At 37.9% G+C, this 15,832-nt stretch carries 18 protein-coding genes; 14 read left to right on the forward strand and 4 right to left on the reverse strand.

Annotated features, from left to right (window positions below):
• The first annotated feature begins 15 nt into the window (after positions 1-15).
• The 4 genes from H0W62_06595 to H0W62_06610 all read left to right on the forward strand — a co-directional run bounded on the left by H0W62_06595 (position 16) and on the right by H0W62_06610 (position 3,233).
• Positions 16-681, forward strand: a complete 666-nt coding sequence (locus tag H0W62_06595; protein ID MBA3648207.1) for a hypothetical protein — start codon at positions 16-18, stop codon at positions 679-681.
• On the forward strand, positions 678-1,256 hold the full coding sequence (gene rdgB / locus H0W62_06600) for an RdgB/HAM1 family non-canonical purine NTP pyrophosphatase (protein MBA3648208.1): 579 nt from the start codon (positions 678-680) through the stop codon (positions 1,254-1,256). The genes H0W62_06595 and rdgB overlap by 4 nt, the downstream gene beginning before the upstream one ends.
• 95 nt (positions 1,257-1,351) lie before the next feature.
• Entirely contained in the window at positions 1,352-1,927 is a 576-nt protein-coding gene (locus tag H0W62_06605) for a sigma-70 family RNA polymerase sigma factor (GenBank protein ID MBA3648209.1), read from the forward strand.
• The gene (locus H0W62_06610) at positions 1,911-3,233 is read left to right on the forward strand and encodes a hypothetical protein (protein ID MBA3648210.1); all 1,323 of its coding nucleotides are present in this window, start codon (positions 1,911-1,913) and stop codon (positions 3,231-3,233) included. Before H0W62_06605 ends, H0W62_06610 begins: the two co-directional genes overlap by 17 nt.
• A 40-nt stretch (positions 3,234-3,273) precedes the next feature.
• Here the strand turns inward: H0W62_06610 and H0W62_06615 are convergent, their stop codons facing one another.
• On the reverse strand, positions 3,274-5,691 hold the full coding sequence (locus H0W62_06615) for a transketolase (protein ID MBA3648211.1): 2,418 nt from the start codon (positions 5,689-5,691) through the stop codon (positions 3,274-3,276).
• Positions 5,692-5,884: 193 nt separating this feature from the next.
• On the opposite strand from H0W62_06615, the gene H0W62_06620 reads away from it, so the two are divergent.
• The 3 genes from H0W62_06620 to H0W62_06630 all read left to right on the forward strand — a co-directional run bounded on the left by H0W62_06620 (position 5,885) and on the right by H0W62_06630 (position 8,318).
• The gene (locus H0W62_06620; GenBank protein ID MBA3648212.1) at positions 5,885-6,319 is read left to right on the forward strand and encodes a DUF1573 domain-containing protein; all 435 of its coding nucleotides are present in this window, start codon (positions 5,885-5,887) and stop codon (positions 6,317-6,319) included.
• A 106-nt stretch (positions 6,320-6,425) separates the two neighbouring features.
• Positions 6,426-6,929, forward strand: a complete 504-nt coding sequence (locus H0W62_06625) for a DUF1573 domain-containing protein (protein MBA3648213.1) — start codon at positions 6,426-6,428, stop codon at positions 6,927-6,929.
• Positions 6,930-7,097: 168 nt separating this feature from the next.
• A complete protein-coding gene (locus H0W62_06630) occupies positions 7,098-8,318 on the forward strand; it encodes a pyridoxal phosphate-dependent aminotransferase (GenBank protein MBA3648214.1) in 1,221 nt (406 codons plus the stop codon).
• Between the two features lie 38 nt (positions 8,319-8,356).
• On the opposite strand, the gene aroQ is transcribed toward H0W62_06630, so the two are convergent.
• Positions 8,357-8,773 (reverse strand): type II 3-dehydroquinate dehydratase, encoded by a 417-nt coding sequence (aroQ, locus tag H0W62_06635; protein MBA3648215.1) that lies wholly within the window; start codon positions 8,771-8,773, stop codon positions 8,357-8,359.
• Between the two features lie 124 nt (positions 8,774-8,897).
• On the opposite strand from aroQ, the gene xerD reads away from it, so the two are divergent.
• The 3 genes from xerD (at position 8,898) to H0W62_06650 (ending at position 11,659) form a co-directional block, all read left to right on the forward strand.
• Complete coding sequence (gene xerD / locus H0W62_06640; protein MBA3648216.1) at positions 8,898-9,806, forward strand: site-specific tyrosine recombinase XerD; 909 nt, start codon at positions 8,898-8,900, stop codon at positions 9,804-9,806.
• A 53-nt stretch (positions 9,807-9,859) separates the two neighbouring features.
• On the forward strand, positions 9,860-11,044 hold the full coding sequence (locus H0W62_06645; protein ID MBA3648217.1) for a DUF3179 domain-containing protein: 1,185 nt from the start codon (positions 9,860-9,862) through the stop codon (positions 11,042-11,044).
• A 132-nt stretch (positions 11,045-11,176) separates the two neighbouring features.
• Positions 11,177-11,659, forward strand: a complete 483-nt coding sequence (locus tag H0W62_06650) for a hypothetical protein (GenBank protein ID MBA3648218.1) — start codon at positions 11,177-11,179, stop codon at positions 11,657-11,659.
• A 9-nt stretch (positions 11,660-11,668) separates the two neighbouring features.
• Here the strand turns inward: H0W62_06650 and H0W62_06655 are convergent, their stop codons facing one another.
• Positions 11,669-12,190, reverse strand: coding sequence for a DinB family protein (locus tag H0W62_06655; protein ID MBA3648219.1), 522 nt, complete (start codon positions 12,188-12,190; stop codon positions 11,669-11,671).
• Positions 12,191-12,339: 149 nt separating this feature from the next.
• Here H0W62_06655 and H0W62_06660 point away from each other — a divergent pair, with 149 nt between their 5' ends.
• From H0W62_06660 to H0W62_06675, 4 genes are all read left to right on the forward strand, one after another.
• On the forward strand, positions 12,340-13,551 hold the full coding sequence (locus H0W62_06660) for a PLP-dependent transferase (protein ID MBA3648220.1): 1,212 nt from the start codon (positions 12,340-12,342) through the stop codon (positions 13,549-13,551).
• A 56-nt stretch (positions 13,552-13,607) separates the two neighbouring features.
• Positions 13,608-14,045: a hotdog fold thioesterase gene (locus H0W62_06665; GenBank protein MBA3648221.1), complete on the forward strand. Its 438-nt coding sequence runs from the start codon at positions 13,608-13,610 to the stop codon at positions 14,043-14,045.
• Between the two features lie 74 nt (positions 14,046-14,119).
• Positions 14,120-14,479, forward strand: a complete 360-nt coding sequence (locus H0W62_06670; GenBank protein ID MBA3648222.1) for a cupin domain-containing protein — start codon at positions 14,120-14,122, stop codon at positions 14,477-14,479.
• Between the two features lie 25 nt (positions 14,480-14,504).
• Positions 14,505-14,762 (forward strand): hypothetical protein, encoded by a 258-nt coding sequence (locus H0W62_06675; protein ID MBA3648223.1) that lies wholly within the window; start codon positions 14,505-14,507, stop codon positions 14,760-14,762.
• A 154-nt stretch (positions 14,763-14,916) separates the two neighbouring features.
• Here H0W62_06675 and H0W62_06680 read toward each other — a convergent pair whose 3' ends face one another.
• On the reverse strand, positions 14,917-15,792 hold the full coding sequence (locus H0W62_06680; GenBank protein MBA3648224.1) for a cyanophycinase: 876 nt from the start codon (positions 15,790-15,792) through the stop codon (positions 14,917-14,919).
• Between the last annotated feature and the right edge of the window lie 40 nt (positions 15,793-15,832).

A 15,832-nucleotide genomic window follows, 5' to 3' on the forward strand; every position in this document is an offset into this window, starting at 1 on the left:
TTTTAAGTCAGGCAAATGTCTTTAAAAATCATTTGTCGAATAAATTTTTCCAGGGAACACGGAAGTGTATTTTTATCAAATACCATTACAAAAAAGATATTTCACATCCATGAAAACAATATTTATACTCTTATTAGCTTATTTACAGGTTATGCTGCAGGTTTTGTTAGAATTAATTCATATATGAATAGCGAAGTAAATTACAGGACGCTCGAAAATCTCTTTCAAAAAGAGATATATTCTTATAGTGAACAACAGAATTTAATAAATTTTTATAATGAGGAAGGACAGGAAGTAACAGCTTGTAAATTGGTTATATTGATAAAAAGCAAAGAGGAAAAACCAACGGATGAAGAAATATCCATGATTAGAAAAATGATTTTATGGATTGGCCTTTCTGCATCGGATGTGGTTGTAATAAATCTTTTATTAAGCAATATTCTTTTTATAGAATTACACAGGAAAATAAGGGCTGAAAATGTAATTGGCTTTAACGTTTTGCCGGCTGATATTGGTTTGCAGATAGAATCTGTAAATAACCGGCTACAATACTTCTTAAACTGTGGGTTTATTTTTACATCTTCTCTGACGACAATAAAGGAAAATGAAACTTTAAAAAATGAATTCTTTAACGGGAGTGTCGCTTCAATGTTCAAACGGCAGAAAGACAAGAAAATGTGAAATTGATTTTTGCGACTCAAAATCAGCATAAGTTTAATGAAGTACAGCAAGCTATTGGGAATACTGTAAAACTGGTTTCCCTAAAAGATTTACATTTTTTTGAAGAGCTACCTGAAACACATGTTACATTAAAGGAGAATGCCTTTGAAAAAGCGGAATTCATATTTAAAAGATTTATGGCCGATTGTTTCTCGGAGGATACTGGTTTGGAAGTGGAAGCTTTGAATAATGAACCTGGTGTTTTCTCCGCCCGCTACGCTGGTGAGAAAAAAAAATCAGAAGACAATATACAATTGCTATTAAGGAAGATGCACGGAATGCAAAACCGGAATGCAAGGTTCAGAACTGTGATATGTCTTATTAAAGAAAGTCAAAAACATTTTTTCGAAGGGATTATAAACGGAAGAATTATAGAAGCTAATCAGGGTAATTCCGGATTTGGATATGATCCGGTTTTTATTCCTGAAGGAATGAATATGACATTTGCAGAAATGTCACTTGCAGAAAAGAATGCATTAAGCCACAGGGCAAAGGCAATTTCAGCTATGAAACATTTTTTAAAACTGAATGGTTAAGTCTATTCATACAAATAAGAATTACTTGATATCAATAATAACATTTTTCCCAAATGCAACTTTTCTTTATACTTTTAAGTCATTAAACTATCCCGATGAAACTTTGGGGAAAAGATAAAATTCTGGAAGACACATTAGTCAGTGGTTGCATCAAGGGCGATCGACGGATGCAGGAGGAATTTTATAGAGCTTTTGCTCCAAAAATGTTTACAATCTGCCTTCGGTACGCCAATGATTATCATCAGGCTGAAGATATGTTGCAGGAAGGGTTTATAAGGGCTTTCGGGAACCTTCAAAAGTTTAGAGGTGACGGGTCATTTGAGGGTTGGATGAAAAGGATTTTTATTAATACTGCAATTGAAGGATATCGCAAAAATGTAGTAACAGGACATATGATGGAAGTAGAGGATATGAAAAATGATTTGGTGCAGCAAGATGACTTTCATCATTTATCTGCGGCGGATTTATTAAAAATGATCCACTATCTCTCGCCCGGATACAGAACTGTGTTTAACCTTTACGCAATAGAGGGATTTACCCATCAGGAAATCGCTGACATGCTTGGAATAAATGTAGGTACTTCTAAATCGCAGCTGGCAAGGGCCCGGTACCTGTTGCAAAAAATGGTATTAAATTCTCAAAAAATTAATAAATATGCCGCTATCCTCTGATAGACATATTATTGATGAAAAATTCAGGGAAGCGCTGGCTGAACACAAGGTTTATCCCGTGGGAAAAATCTGGACACGCCTTTATTCAAATATTAATGAGCAGAAAAAAAATAAGATCACCATACGTCGCATTGCTTTTGTTGCGGTATTAGTATTCATATCTGCTTCCGGTGTGTGGACCGCTATAAATGAAAAGGGTAAAACAGTTTCTGTAACCGAGGCCCGGTCTATTCTTTCCATACCCGGAAATAATTCAGAAGACGTAAAAAGTCTTACTTTAAAAACAGCCCACAATACTATAGGCTCACTTTTAAGTTTATCAAAAAAACAACCCGGCACTTTTAAGAAAGATAAAGATCCCGTAATTTTATCAGCAAGCTTATCAGTTGACAAAGCAGTCCCTTCATTAGTGAATTCTTCGACTGTTAGTTCTTTTCCCACCATCGATGTTCCTGGTAGTGTGGGTTCCAGAAATGAAAATGCCATTTATACTGATGCAACTATTTCAGACATAATGGCAACTCCATTTTTTGATGAGACACAGCAAGTCGCTGTGATGCCTTTCAAAAATGTAGCTCTTACTGTTAAAAGGCGACTAAGTGATTTAAGCATATATCGATTTTCATCTGTAGAAAAACCGGTGCATGAAGAACAATGGCAACCAGATCTTAAGGGTTGGTATGGAGGGTTTGGTGCTGCATTGAATAACACATGGATTCTGGATCACTCAGCTATTCTAAGTAACAATTTTACCTACCGTGCAACTATAGGTACCGCATATTCAGTAATTGCAGGTTACAATTTTTCAAATAAGTTTGGATTGGCAACTGCCTGGATAATACTCTCCACTCAAGGCCAAAAGTATAAGTACCAGAAAATAAATATTCGCACGGTAGGCGATGATCAAAAATCTTTTTCCTTCAAATACATGCAGGTACCGGTAGTAGCAAAATTTAAAGTGCCACACTGGTCCCACATCAATCAGGCGCCTGTTGTGGTAAATTATTCCATAGGGGTTCAATATGGAAGACTCCTGTCTTCCGACATAAATATGAGCCAAAGCCAAGGTGAGGATAATATCTTCCGCAAAAATGAATATGCAATTGTAGCAGGAATTGAATATGATTTTATAAGCAAGAGGTCAACATTTTTTAGCCTTGGCGCCCATGCATCCTATGGAAGCATTATTTATAATAAGGCTGCCATACCTGATTTAGGATTCGCCCGCCCACATAATATGACTATTGGCTTGCATGCAGCCTACAATTTTTCTCTGAAGCCAAAGCAGGCGCTTACAGAAAAGTAGCAGTCCATTGCATCTCCGCGGTAGCTTAATGGGTTACTGATTAAAAAATTTTAGGAAAGGTCTTTGGATCCGATTCATTCATGACCTTATAAATTGCTTCAAACACATCCTCGGGATTCGGTTTGCAAAAGTAATCGCCATCAGTAGCATATGCAGGGCGATTTGCCTGAGCAGTTAAAGTAACCGGAGCTGCATCGAGCCATTGCCATATGTTTTGCTGCTCCATTACCTGCTGGTACATATAGGCACTTGCTCCACCGGGCACATCCTCATCCAGAAATAAAATTCGGTTTGTCTTTTTTACAGACTTACCTATTATATGAGGAATATCAAATGGAAGCAATGTTTGTACATCAATTAGCTCTACAGAGATACTGAGATTCTGTAGTTTGGCCATAGCTTCTGTTGCAATGCGACAGCAGGAACCGTAGGTTACAACGGTAATATCATTTCCTTCATGCAGAATTTCAGGTACCCCCAGTGGTACTGTGAATTCCCCAATATTAGACGGCAATCTCTCTTTCAGCCTGTATCCATTCAGGCATTCAATAATTAAAGCCGGATCATCGCTTTTAAGCATGGTATTATAAAATCCAGCGGCCTGTGTCATGTTACGGGGCACTAATAGATAGATGCCACGAATTGCATTGAGGATCATTCCCATTGGAGATCCGGAATGCCAGATACCTTCGAGACGATGACCTCTGGTACGGATAATAAGTGGTGCTTTCTGTCCGCCACGGGTCCGCCACAGAAGCGAAGCAAGGTCATCACTCATTGTCTGCAATGCAAATAACAGATAATCAAGGTATTGAATTTCGGCAATAGGGCGCAACCCCCTCATCGCCATTCCAATTCCTTGTCCGACAATAGTAGTCTCCCGAATTCCTGTGTCAAAAATCCTTTCAATACCATATTTTAACTGTAACCCGGAAAATGCCTGGTTCACGTCTCCGATGTATCCAAGATCTTCACCAAAGGCAAACAGTAACGGTTCTCTTGCAAATGCTGCATCAAAGCAGTGATTTAAAACTTCAAATCCATTAATCAATAGGGGCTCCCTATCATAAACAGGCTTTATTTCTGTAATATTTAACGCAGATTTAGCAGACTGACTATAGAGGTGCGAGGTATAAACCTGATGGTTGGTGTCGAGGTATTGTTGGCTCCAGGATATTAATTTATCATACACCTGATTTTTATTATTTCTTAATGCGATCAGCGAATTTTTTGCAGCAACCAGCAAATCTTTTTTTACAGGATCCATTATATCCAGCAGATTTTTTTTGATGGTCGCTACTTCCTCCGAATGTGAACTTAGGTTGCCTGCCTCATCAAGCAACATCACCAGCTCCGCAATATTTTGTTTGATTGGCGAATTAAACTGATCCCAGGCTGCTTTCCGCTCCTGCTGTACGTATTCTTTGGCATCCCTTTCAAGATCATTTAATTCCTCATCCGTAGCGATTGCAAATTTGAGCATCCACTCACGCATCTTTTTGTTACAATCAAATTCCTTTTCCCATTCCAATCGTTCCTTGCTTTTATATCGTTCATGGGAGCCGGAAGTAGAGTGGCCTTGTGGCTGTGTAAGTTCTTTAATATGAAATAAAGCCGGAATTTGTGTTTTGCGCACCTTTGCTATACCCCTTTCATAGGTTTCCATAAGGGCGGGGTAATCCCAGCCATTGACAATATAAACATCAATACCGTTTCCGTTCTCATCCGTTTGAAATCCTGTAACAATTTCAGAGATACTTTGCTTGGTAGTCTGGTAGCTAATTGGAACAGAAATGCCATAGCCATCATCCCATACCGAAATGGCAAGTGGTATTTTCAGAACACCTGCAGCATTAAATGTTTCCCAAAAAAGACCTTCCGAGGTGGAAGCATCACCAATGGTAGTAAAGACCACTTCATTTCCATTGTTTGAAAATTGGCTGTAAGGCTTGAGCCATTCGCATTCGCGGAATTTTTTTGATGCAAGGGCAAGGCCTAATGCCCGGGGCATTTGAGATGCAGTAGGAGAGGTGTCAGCCGAAGAATTCTTATATTCCATTAAATTTTTCCATTCTCCCTTTTCATCAAGCATTCGCGTAACATAATGTCCATTCATGGATCTGCCTCCGCTCATAGGCTCGTGCTCCAGATTGGTATCTGCATATAATTGAGAAAAAAATTGGCGGATGGTGCACATTTCAGCAGCAAAAGCAAATGTCTGATCCCGATAATAGCCAGAGCGAAAATCTCCCTTTTGAAAGGTTTTGGCAAGAGCAATTTGTGCTACTTCTTTCCCATCCCCAAAAATGCCAAATTTTGCTTTACCGCGTAGCACTTCTTTTCTTCCGATCAAACTCGCTTCACGGCTCATGACTGCAAGTTTGTAATCTGTAATTACCTGAGCCTTGAACTCATCAAACGTTAATGGACCTTCACCGGCAGAAGAGTCTATTTGCATCTTCGATCCCGACATATTTTATTTTTTTCAAAAATAGTAAAACTGCTTTGGAACTTAACTGTTCTTCTTAATTGGAAAGGGTACAATTGGTTGATGAAAGCAATATATACTCCTGGAATATGGTATTTGTAATTGGTACTTCTTTTGAATAATGATATTGTTTTAATAGCTTTAACAAATAACTAAACCGACCATGAAAAAATATTTGATTTTTATTTTTCTTCTACCTGCATTAGCGTTTGCGCAAACTCAGACTGCTGAACCTGCCAAACAGGCAGATGCCAACGCTCCCGTTTTCAAATTTAATGAGGAAACCTTTGACTTCGGAAGTTTACCCCAGGGCACCCCTGTAACACACATTTTTACCTATACCAACACGGGTAAGTCCCCGCTCATCCTTAGCCAGGCAACTGCTTCGTGCGGCTGTACTACACCCTCATGGACGAAAGAACCGGTAGCACCCGGAAAGACGGGAACTGTTTCAGTGACTTTTAATGCGGCAAAGGATGGCACATTTATGAAAACTGTTACTTTATTGTCAAACACTGGAAATGCTAAATACATTTATATCAAAGGAAATGTTATAGCCAAAGCAAACCCTAATGGTGAAGAGAACCCAAAACAATAATTAAATGTTTAATTGTTGTTAAAAGCTCTAAAAATTTGTTAAAATGATCAGACGCTTTTCATTATAATCATAAGTAAATCTATTTTTAGAAAAAATATAATCAAACATGAAAAAATTAATATTTTCGATTGCCTTTTTAAGTCTTATTGCCTTAAAAAGTTTTTCCCAAACTGCTACAACACCGGCAGCTAATACAGTCCCTGGCAATGCACCCAGCGCAACACCGGCGGACAACCCTAATGCAGGTGATTTCTCATTTAAAGAAGAAACTTTTGATTTTGGGAATATTGGAAAAGGAACTCCGGTAACCCACGAGTTTACCTTTAACAATACAGGAAAGGAACCCATTGTAATCAGTAATGTACAGGCTTCATGCGGTTGCACTACTCCTAAATGGCCTAAAGAGCCTATTCTTCCAGGGAAAACTTCTACAATACAGGTACAATATAATGCGGCTCACCCGGGTGGATTCAATAAATCAGTAACCATTACTTCCAATGCCAAGAGCGCAAGCAAGGTTCTTTATATCAAAGGTGTAGTTCAGGATCAGACAGAACAAACCACACCCGACAAACCACCTAATATACTCAGCACGCCTAACAATAATTAATATTTTATTTTTTTTCGAAAGCTCTGGGGAACCCGGAGCTTTCTTTTTTTATACAAGTAAAAGAAAAAGAGAATTAGCCTTCTCAAAATGGTAAATAATTATTCTTAAAAGAACGCTTTTAAGGCCTAACTCCTTTGCCGGTAGTGAAAAAAATTTTACGTTTGTGTTGTGCCATATATCTCGCAAAAGGGGCGCATCATGCCTGCCTCTCCTATACGCCGTCTAGTACCTTATGCTGAAAAGGCAAAGCAGCAAGGCAAGAAAGTTTATCATCTCAATATAGGCCAGCCAGATATTGAAACGCCTCCCGAAGTATTCAACGCAATACATAACATTGATTTTAAAGTTTTGGAATATAGCCATAGTGCAGGTATTGAAAGCTATCGTATTAAACTTGCCGCCTCTTACAAAAAATACAATATTGATCTGTCTATGCATGATGTGCTCATTACTACTGGCGGGTCAGAAGCAATTACATTCGGATTAATGGCAACTCTGGATGAGGGCGATGAAATAATTATTCCGGAACCATTATATGCCAACTATAATGGTTTTGCCTGTGCAACAGGCGCAGTTATAAAACCAATTACTTCCTACATTGAAAATGGTTTTGCATTACCTTCTATATCAGAATTCGAAAAGTTAATAACGCCTAAAACCAAAGCCATCCTCATTTGCAATCCTAATAATCCTACGGGATATTTGTATTCCAAAGAGGAGCTTGAACATTTAAAGGATATTGTATTAGTACATGATCTTTTTTTATTTGCCGATGAAGTGTATCGTGATTTTTGCTATGACGGTAAAAAACATTTTTCTGTACTGAATATTCCGGGTATTGAGGAACATGTAATTGTTATTGATTCTGTTTCAAAGCGGTTCAGCATGTGTGGAGCGCGCGTAGGTTGTTTAATTACGAGAAATAAAAAAGTAAACGAAACGGTATTAAAGTTTGCACAGGCCAGATTGAGCCCTCCCACCTTTGGACAAATTGCGGCTGAAGCTGCTCTTCAGGTAAAAGAAGAATATTTCAACGGCGTGATGGCAGAATATATTAGTCGCAGAAATATGATGGTGGAAAAAATGAATGAAATTCCTGGTGTATTATGTCCAAATCCAGGCGGAGCATTTTATACTATTGCCCGTCTTCCTATAGACAATAGCGATAAATTTTGTCAATGGCTTCTTGAATCATTTTCGTATGAAAACCAAACGGTAATGTTAGCTCCTGCGACAGGGTTTTATGCAACAAAAGGCCTGGGGTTAGATGAGGTACGTATTGCATATGTGCTGAATAATTACGAAATGGAAAAAGCCTTTGATTGCCTGGCTATGGCGCTCAGAGAATACCCTGGCATTAAGAATAATGATGCCGCTGTCAGCATTTAAAAAACAGGAGTATATGCATGAGCAGGTATGTGCTTGATTTAGATTTCCATGCTCCTTATTGCCAACTCGTATCCCTTTAAGCCGAATCCTGCAATCAGTCCTTTACATTTTCCAGAAAGTAATGATGTATGCCGGAAGGGTTCTCTTGCTGCCGGATTGGAAATATGTATCTCTATAACCGGAGATTTAATGGAGCTTACCGCATCAGAAATGGCAACGGATGTATGGGTGTATCCCCCGGCATTTAATATAATTCCATCATAAGAAAACCCGCCACGGTGCAATTCATTAATAATTTCACCCTCTACATTACTTTGAAAATAGTCAATTGCGTGTTCGGAAAGTTTTGCTTTTAATTCTTCCAGGTAATCCTTAAAAGTTTTACTTCCATAAATTTCCGGCTCCCGGGTCCCTATTAAATTTAAATTTGGGCCATTAATAATTAGAATTTTCATTGTATAAAGCAATTGGACATTTCTAAAAAGCAAGTTAATAAAAAGCCCATTTAGTAATGGTATAGATTGTTGCCGATTACCGTATTTCATGGAATCATTTGTAATAAGATGTAAGTATAGATATATGGAATGGCTAAGTACTATCAAAGGTTTTAAGTCTTATTTACAGTTGGAGCGTTCACTGTCAAATAATACCATTGAAGCATATATAAGAGACGCAGATTTATTGAGAAGGTTTCTGGAATTGAAAGAATCTCTAATTACACCTGAAAATGTTTCTCATGAGGATTTACAGCGATTTATAGCATTTATCAATGAACTGAAATTAAGTGGTCAGTCTCAGGCAAGAATACTTTCCGGCATCAGGGCTTTTTATAAATATTTGCTGATGGAAAGTTTGGTGCAGCAGGATCCCACTGTGTTAATTCAAGGCCCTAAGCTTCAGAGAAAGCTGCCCGATGTATTAAATAACCCTGAGATAGAAGCGTTACTAAATGCAATTGACCACAGTACGCAGGAAGGAATTCGAAACAGAGCCATTCTGGAAGTATTGTATGGATGTGGGTTAAGGGTAAGTGAGTTAATCAATTTGCACATTTCTAATCTTTATACAGATGTGGAATTTATAAAGGTGGTAGGTAAAGGAAACAAAGAAAGATTAATACCTATTGGTCTATCAGCAATCAAGCACATTAACTTTTATATAGAAGGAGTTAGAAATCATATGCAAGTAAAAAAAAGATTTGATGATACTTTATTTCTTAACCGCCGCGGTAGCGCACTTACCAGGGTTTATGTATTTATGTTTATTAAGTCAATTGCAGAAAAGGCCGGATTAAAGAAAAAGATCAGCCCGCACACCTTTCGTCATTCATTCGCCACCCACTTAATTGAAGGCGGGGCGGATCTTCGGGCTGTTCAGGAAATGCTTGGCCATGAATCTATCACTACGACCGAGATTTATACCCACCTTGATCGTGATTATTTGCGGCAGACATTGTTGCAATTTCATCCTGCATACCAGAAAATCTAATGATACTACCTCCGCATCATGGCTATACTTTACTTTCGCAGCTCTGATTTCTTATGAAAAAGTTAGCTAACTATAAATTTTATATTCTGGGCATGATGTTGCTCATCATTCCGGATGCGTTAACATTTTATCTGCTTATGCCCATGCCGGGCAGTCAAAATATTAATGGCCTGGAAACAGCTTATTACCTGGATAAAATTTTATGGCTTACCCGTACAATCGGTTTTTTTCTTATCATTCCTTTTCTTCAAAAGACCTTTTCAGCGAAAAGTATTACAGCAAAATTTACATACGGTGGTTTCCTTATCGTAGCATTGACTTTTGTGTATTTAGTGGGTTTTCATTTCCGTGCTGACAGGATTTTCTATGAACCCTCTGTAAAAACATTTCTATCAAAAGATCAGAATAGATTTCCTGTTGACCGGATGGTTTTAGGTGTAGAAATAAACGGTAAAGCAAAGGCCTATCCATTAATTGTAGTAGGCTACCATCATAAAATTCAGGATACCGTAGGCGGCAAACCTGTATTGGTTACCTATTGTACGATGTGCCGTTCCGGAGAAGTCTACGATCCGGGAGTGAATGAAAATTTGCCATGGAGACTGGTTGGAATGGGCAAGTGGAATGCAATAATTGAAGATGCTAAAACAAAATCCTGGTGGTACCAGGCAGATGGTGTTGCAGGCGCAGGACCTGAAAAGGGAACGATACTTCCAGTAATTTACAGTGAACAGGTCACGTTAAAAAGCTGGCTTGAGCGGCATCCTAATTCTTTAATACTTCAGCCTGATCCAAAGTATCAATCAAGATACGATAAGTTAAAAAATTATGACATTAATTTTCAGACGTCAGCTAACGAAATCAACGATGGAGGCAAGCTTACCGACAATTCATGGGTAATTAACATTAGTGATGATGGAATTGATAAATATTTCTCCTGGCATGAGTTGCAAAAGTCCAGGGTTATAAACGAGGTAATTGGAAAAAAGCCAATTCTTCTTGCAATTGAAAACGATAATGAATCTTTTCATAGCTGGAATCGGACTATAAATGGAGAACCATTAACGTTTACCATAAGCGATCGACAATTAACAGACACAAAAACTAATTCTTTGTGGGATTGGAATGGTAAATGTGTTAGTGGCTCTTTTAAGAGTTATCAGTTACTTACCGTTTCATCGCAGCAGGTTTACTGGCATACCTGGCAAACTTTTTTTAATAAAACGATTAAATATTAATGTCTATAAGCAAGAGAGGGTTCTTCCTGAATTAGATTTTCTTTCCTGCATAATTTCAACAAGATATTTCAAGTACCTTTGCCCTCCCTAAACACTAAAAACTGTTATTCCATGCGCTTTAATTTGAAATTGATGCTACTGCTTTTTTTAACAGCTATTATATCCTGTACGCATCCTACAGATTTAAAAACTCAGCTTGTAGGAAAATGGAGAATTTCAGAGATGAAAATTCAAATGCTGGATCAAATGGAACAAATGGGTCAGATGCAAGTCCAAATGATGAAAGACAGTATAGGCAAAACAACTGATACTTCACAGATTCGCCATTTGCAGGCTCAATTAAATGATATGCAAAAAAGCCTGGATACTTTTCACTTGCAGCAGGATTCTTCAAAGAATTCGAGCGTTTGGGAATTCAAGCAGGATGGTTCTTTTACTGAAGCCGAACCAAGTCAAACAAAAAACGGAACATGGTCTGTTGATACCAAAAAGAACATGCTCTACACCAAGATTGACAATGAGAATGACTCTGTCCTTATAAAATTTGAAAATGATTTACTCACACTTCAGTTCGATTCCCTGAATTATATGTCTCTTGCGAAGATTAAGAGTTAAGCTTTCAAATTATTTTTTTACAAGCGGTAACTCGTTGATTTTATTTTCACGGAGGTAGGCAATTAGATCAGTGGCCGGCAGGTCAGTGATTCCTGCTGCACGCAACATGGAAATCAGCTGTCCGCGGTGATAGCTCCCATGATTTACAACGTGGGCCAGCATTTCATAAACCGGAGATTTGCCTGAATTACCTTTCATTGTGGTGTAAGCAACTTCCTGCTTTAGATCCTTCTTACTATAATTCAATACCTTTTGATTAAGTAATTCAGATGACTTTAGTACACCCGCAATTAAATCTTTTTTTGATCCATTAAAATCAGACGATGGCCACGTGGCAGGCGAAAGTCCATCAAAGCGTTCCATCCAAATATCCTGTGCATCCCAAATGTGTAACAGCATTTTCTTTATGGTGGGAAAACTGCTTACCATTTCCTTGTTTAACTGCTCATCATTTAACGCATCAATTATATCGCAAAGGCGCTTGTTTGCCCAAAAATTATAGGCTACATATTCTTTTATAAATTTTTTCATTACAAAGTGTCGTTGTTAAATAATATTACTGCAGACTATTTTCCGTAGTAAATTTAGATTAAAGAAATGCTTCCATTAGAGCCCTAAAGTTTTTCCAATCGAATTGGCATAATTGCTTTCTTCTACCTTTGATAATTAATACTGATTTTATGGATTTACATTTCGGATCTCTATGTGTAAGAAATCCCAATACCAAATTTGATTTTGCCCGACCGCACATGGAACCCATTGTAGCGTCTACTACTTTTTCATATGATGATCCGGAAGCGTTGATGGAAATTTTTCTTGGAGAAAAAAAAGGATTTATCTATTCGAGGTGGAGCAATCCTACCATTGAACTGGCTGAAAATAAAGTAGCTGCTCTCGAAGGCTGCGGATTAGGAAATACAGAAAATCTGAAATTAAAAGCAAGGTTATTCAGCAGTGGAATGGGAGCTATTCAGACGCTGTTTATGTCGACTCTGAAACCTGGAGACAAAGTAATTGTGCAGGGTACATTGTATGGTGGTACCAACGAACTGCTTACCAAAATCTTAAGTCAGTTTGGCATCACTCCCTTAATTACTGAACTGAAGAATCTTAACGAAATAGAACGAATATCTTCTTCAGATAAAAATGTGAAGATGATTTATATTGAGACACCCTCTAATCCTACCATTGATTGCTATGATATTGAATCGCTGTGTCAGATAGCAAAAAAAAATAATCAGCTTGTTGCCGTAGATAACACTTTCGCCTCTCCTTATCTGCAGCAACCATTTGCATATGGTGTCGATTTTGTGGTTCATTCTTCAACAAAATACTTAAATGGCCATGGTAATTCTATCAGTGGAGTAATGGTTGGGAAGAACATTGATTTCATGGAAAAGGATGTTTTTCAGTATTTGAAATTGCTGGGAACAAATAGCAGTGCATTTGATTCCTGGTTACTGTTGCAGGGGATGAAAACGCTGGAGGTGCGTATGCAACGCCATTGCAGTAATGCACTTCAGGTAGCAGAGTTCCTGGGAGCAAATACAAAAATATCCAGGGTAAACTATTGCGGGCTGCCATCTCATCCTGATCATCTTCTTGCAAAAAAACAGATGCGTGATTTTGGTGGCATGCTTAGCTTCGATCTCAAAGGCGGGCTTGAGGCAGGAAAGAAATTATTACGTCATATTAAACTTTGTTCTCTTGCTGTTTCATTGGGAACTGTAGATACGATAATTCAGCATCCTGCAAGCATGAGCCATGTGGGCGTGGCAAAGGAAATCTGTCAACAGTATGGAATTACAGACGGATTGATTCGCTTAAGCGTCGGCATTGAAGATGTGAAAGATATTATGAATGATTTAGGTAATGCACTTGACGCTATTTAGAAATTTATTCCGAAATCAGCAGTTCGATTAATCTTTTAAATAACCTGTAAAATATTATGAATTCTATCTGGAATCAGCCTATTGATATTAAGTACTTAAAGGAATGGCATCGTAACACCATGCAGGAACATATTGGTATTGAATTCCTGGAAATAGGTGATGACTATATTAAGGCAAAAATGCCGGTGGATCATAGGACGAAACAACCAATGGGATTGCTCCATGGAGGAGCTTCGGTAACGCTCGCTGAATCATTAGGCAGTATGGCTTCCGTACTGTGTGTGGATAGTGAAACGAAATTGGTAGTAGGCCTTGAAATTAATGCCAATCATATCAGGTCTATCAATGATGGTTTTGTAACAGGCATTACCAGGCCTATCCATCTTGGGCGTTCTACGCAAGTGTGGGAGATAAAAATTTATAACGAGAATGAGCAGTTGATATGTATCAGCAGGATTACAAATGCGATATTAGATAAGAAAAGAACACTGTAGTTAAAAAATATCATTGAACTACAGATGTTGTTTAAACTTCACTAATATTTATTGAAAACTTCTAATTTATCAAAATGGTCAAAGTAAATCTTCAGGAAAAATTTTCTCAGTTTTCCGATCATTGGAATCCAAAAGTTGCCGGTAAATTAAATGGACAATTAATAAAACTGGTTAAGTTTAAAGGTCCGTTTACCTGGCATAAGCATGAGCTGGAAGATGAGCTATTCTTAGTGATAAAAGGGTCGTTTAATATGGAATTCCGGGATAAAACTATTGGATTAAATGAAGGCGAATTTATCATTGTACCCCATGGCATAGAGCACAGACCCAATGCAGAAGAAGAAGCGGAGGTGCTTCTTTTTGAGCCTTCGGAAACCCTCAATACTGGAAATGTTCAAAACGAATTCACATTAAAAAACCTGGAAAGTATTTAAGTTTCGAATTTTATTTAATTATAATATGACTTTGCAGGATTGGATTGGCTTTGCCGGGGTAGGTATTGTGCTGGTGGCATATTTGTTAAACCTTTTAGGAAAACTTTCGCAAAATAGTATTTCATATTTAGTAATGAATGTAATTGGAGCCGCACTAACCTGTTATGCTTCCATGCTAATACATTATATTCCTTTTATTATCCTGGAAGGAATTTGGACTATTGCCTCACTTATTTCACTTATGAAAATTCTTTATAAAAAAGACCCTGTATCCAGCACATAGTAAATTAATGTTCTGAATATCTCAGAGATTGCAGAACAGCTGCTGCAAAGCCTGCATGGTTTAATTTTGTGAAGGAAGAATGGGAGACTGAATCTTTTTGAGTAGAATAACCTGCAACGTAATTCCAATAATTTATGTAATAATGCATCAGCAATTAAACTGCTTTTTTTATCTCTAAGTTTTTTGCATCAAACTTTCTGCTTTTAATGCTGAAGCGATCTCCTGAAGACATGAAATGAACCATCAGATTTTCCACGGATATTGGATTTCCCATAGGAAGGTCTGCAATATTTGAATGCCTGATATGGTGACCATCAATTACTATTACCATCCCCGATCCAAATGCCTCCATATGGTTGCCTTCACTAATAATCATCCCTGTATCTTCTCCCAAGCCAATTCCAAGACATGAAGGGTTCGATGCAATAGCCTGAACTAAACGGGCAAAACGTCCACGCTTATCAAAATGAGAATCAAAGATTACATCCCTGGTAAAGCCCAATCCCGTAGCAATTTTTACTTCTCCTTTTAAATGTGCACTTCCTGTGCTTCCTTCATAAATCATTGTGGATGACATTGCCATAGCGCCTGCACTCGTTCCTGCAATCACAAATTCTTCCTTTTGTAAACGATGGTGAAGAATATCGAGAAATTCAGTACCTCCAAACGTAGTTGTCAACCGGTATTGATTTCCTCCTGAAAACATTACACAGTTAGCTCTTTTAATCCGCTTTAATAAATCTTTTTCTTTAACCTCCTCTCTTTCCCGGATAGGCAGATGCCCCACATTACTACATCCGATTTTTGAAAAGGCATTTATGTAATTATTACCTACTTCAACAGGTGAAGATGAAGCAGTAGTTATTACCTCAATGCGTGCATTACTTCCACCTGATTCTGAAACAATCCGCCTTAAAATGCCAAGCTCAAAAAAATTAAGATTATTTCTATGGATCACACCTAACTCAAGGTCTGTCCCTTTATCTTCAGCACCTCCGATTGCAATAATTTTTCCTTTAATAACAGGCATCAGAAAAGAAATGGTACACACAAAAATAAGGAGACTTATG

Source organism: Chitinophagales bacterium, assembly GCA_013816805.1.
Classification (GTDB): Bacteria; Bacteroidota; Bacteroidia; order Chitinophagales; family UBA10324; genus MGR-bin340.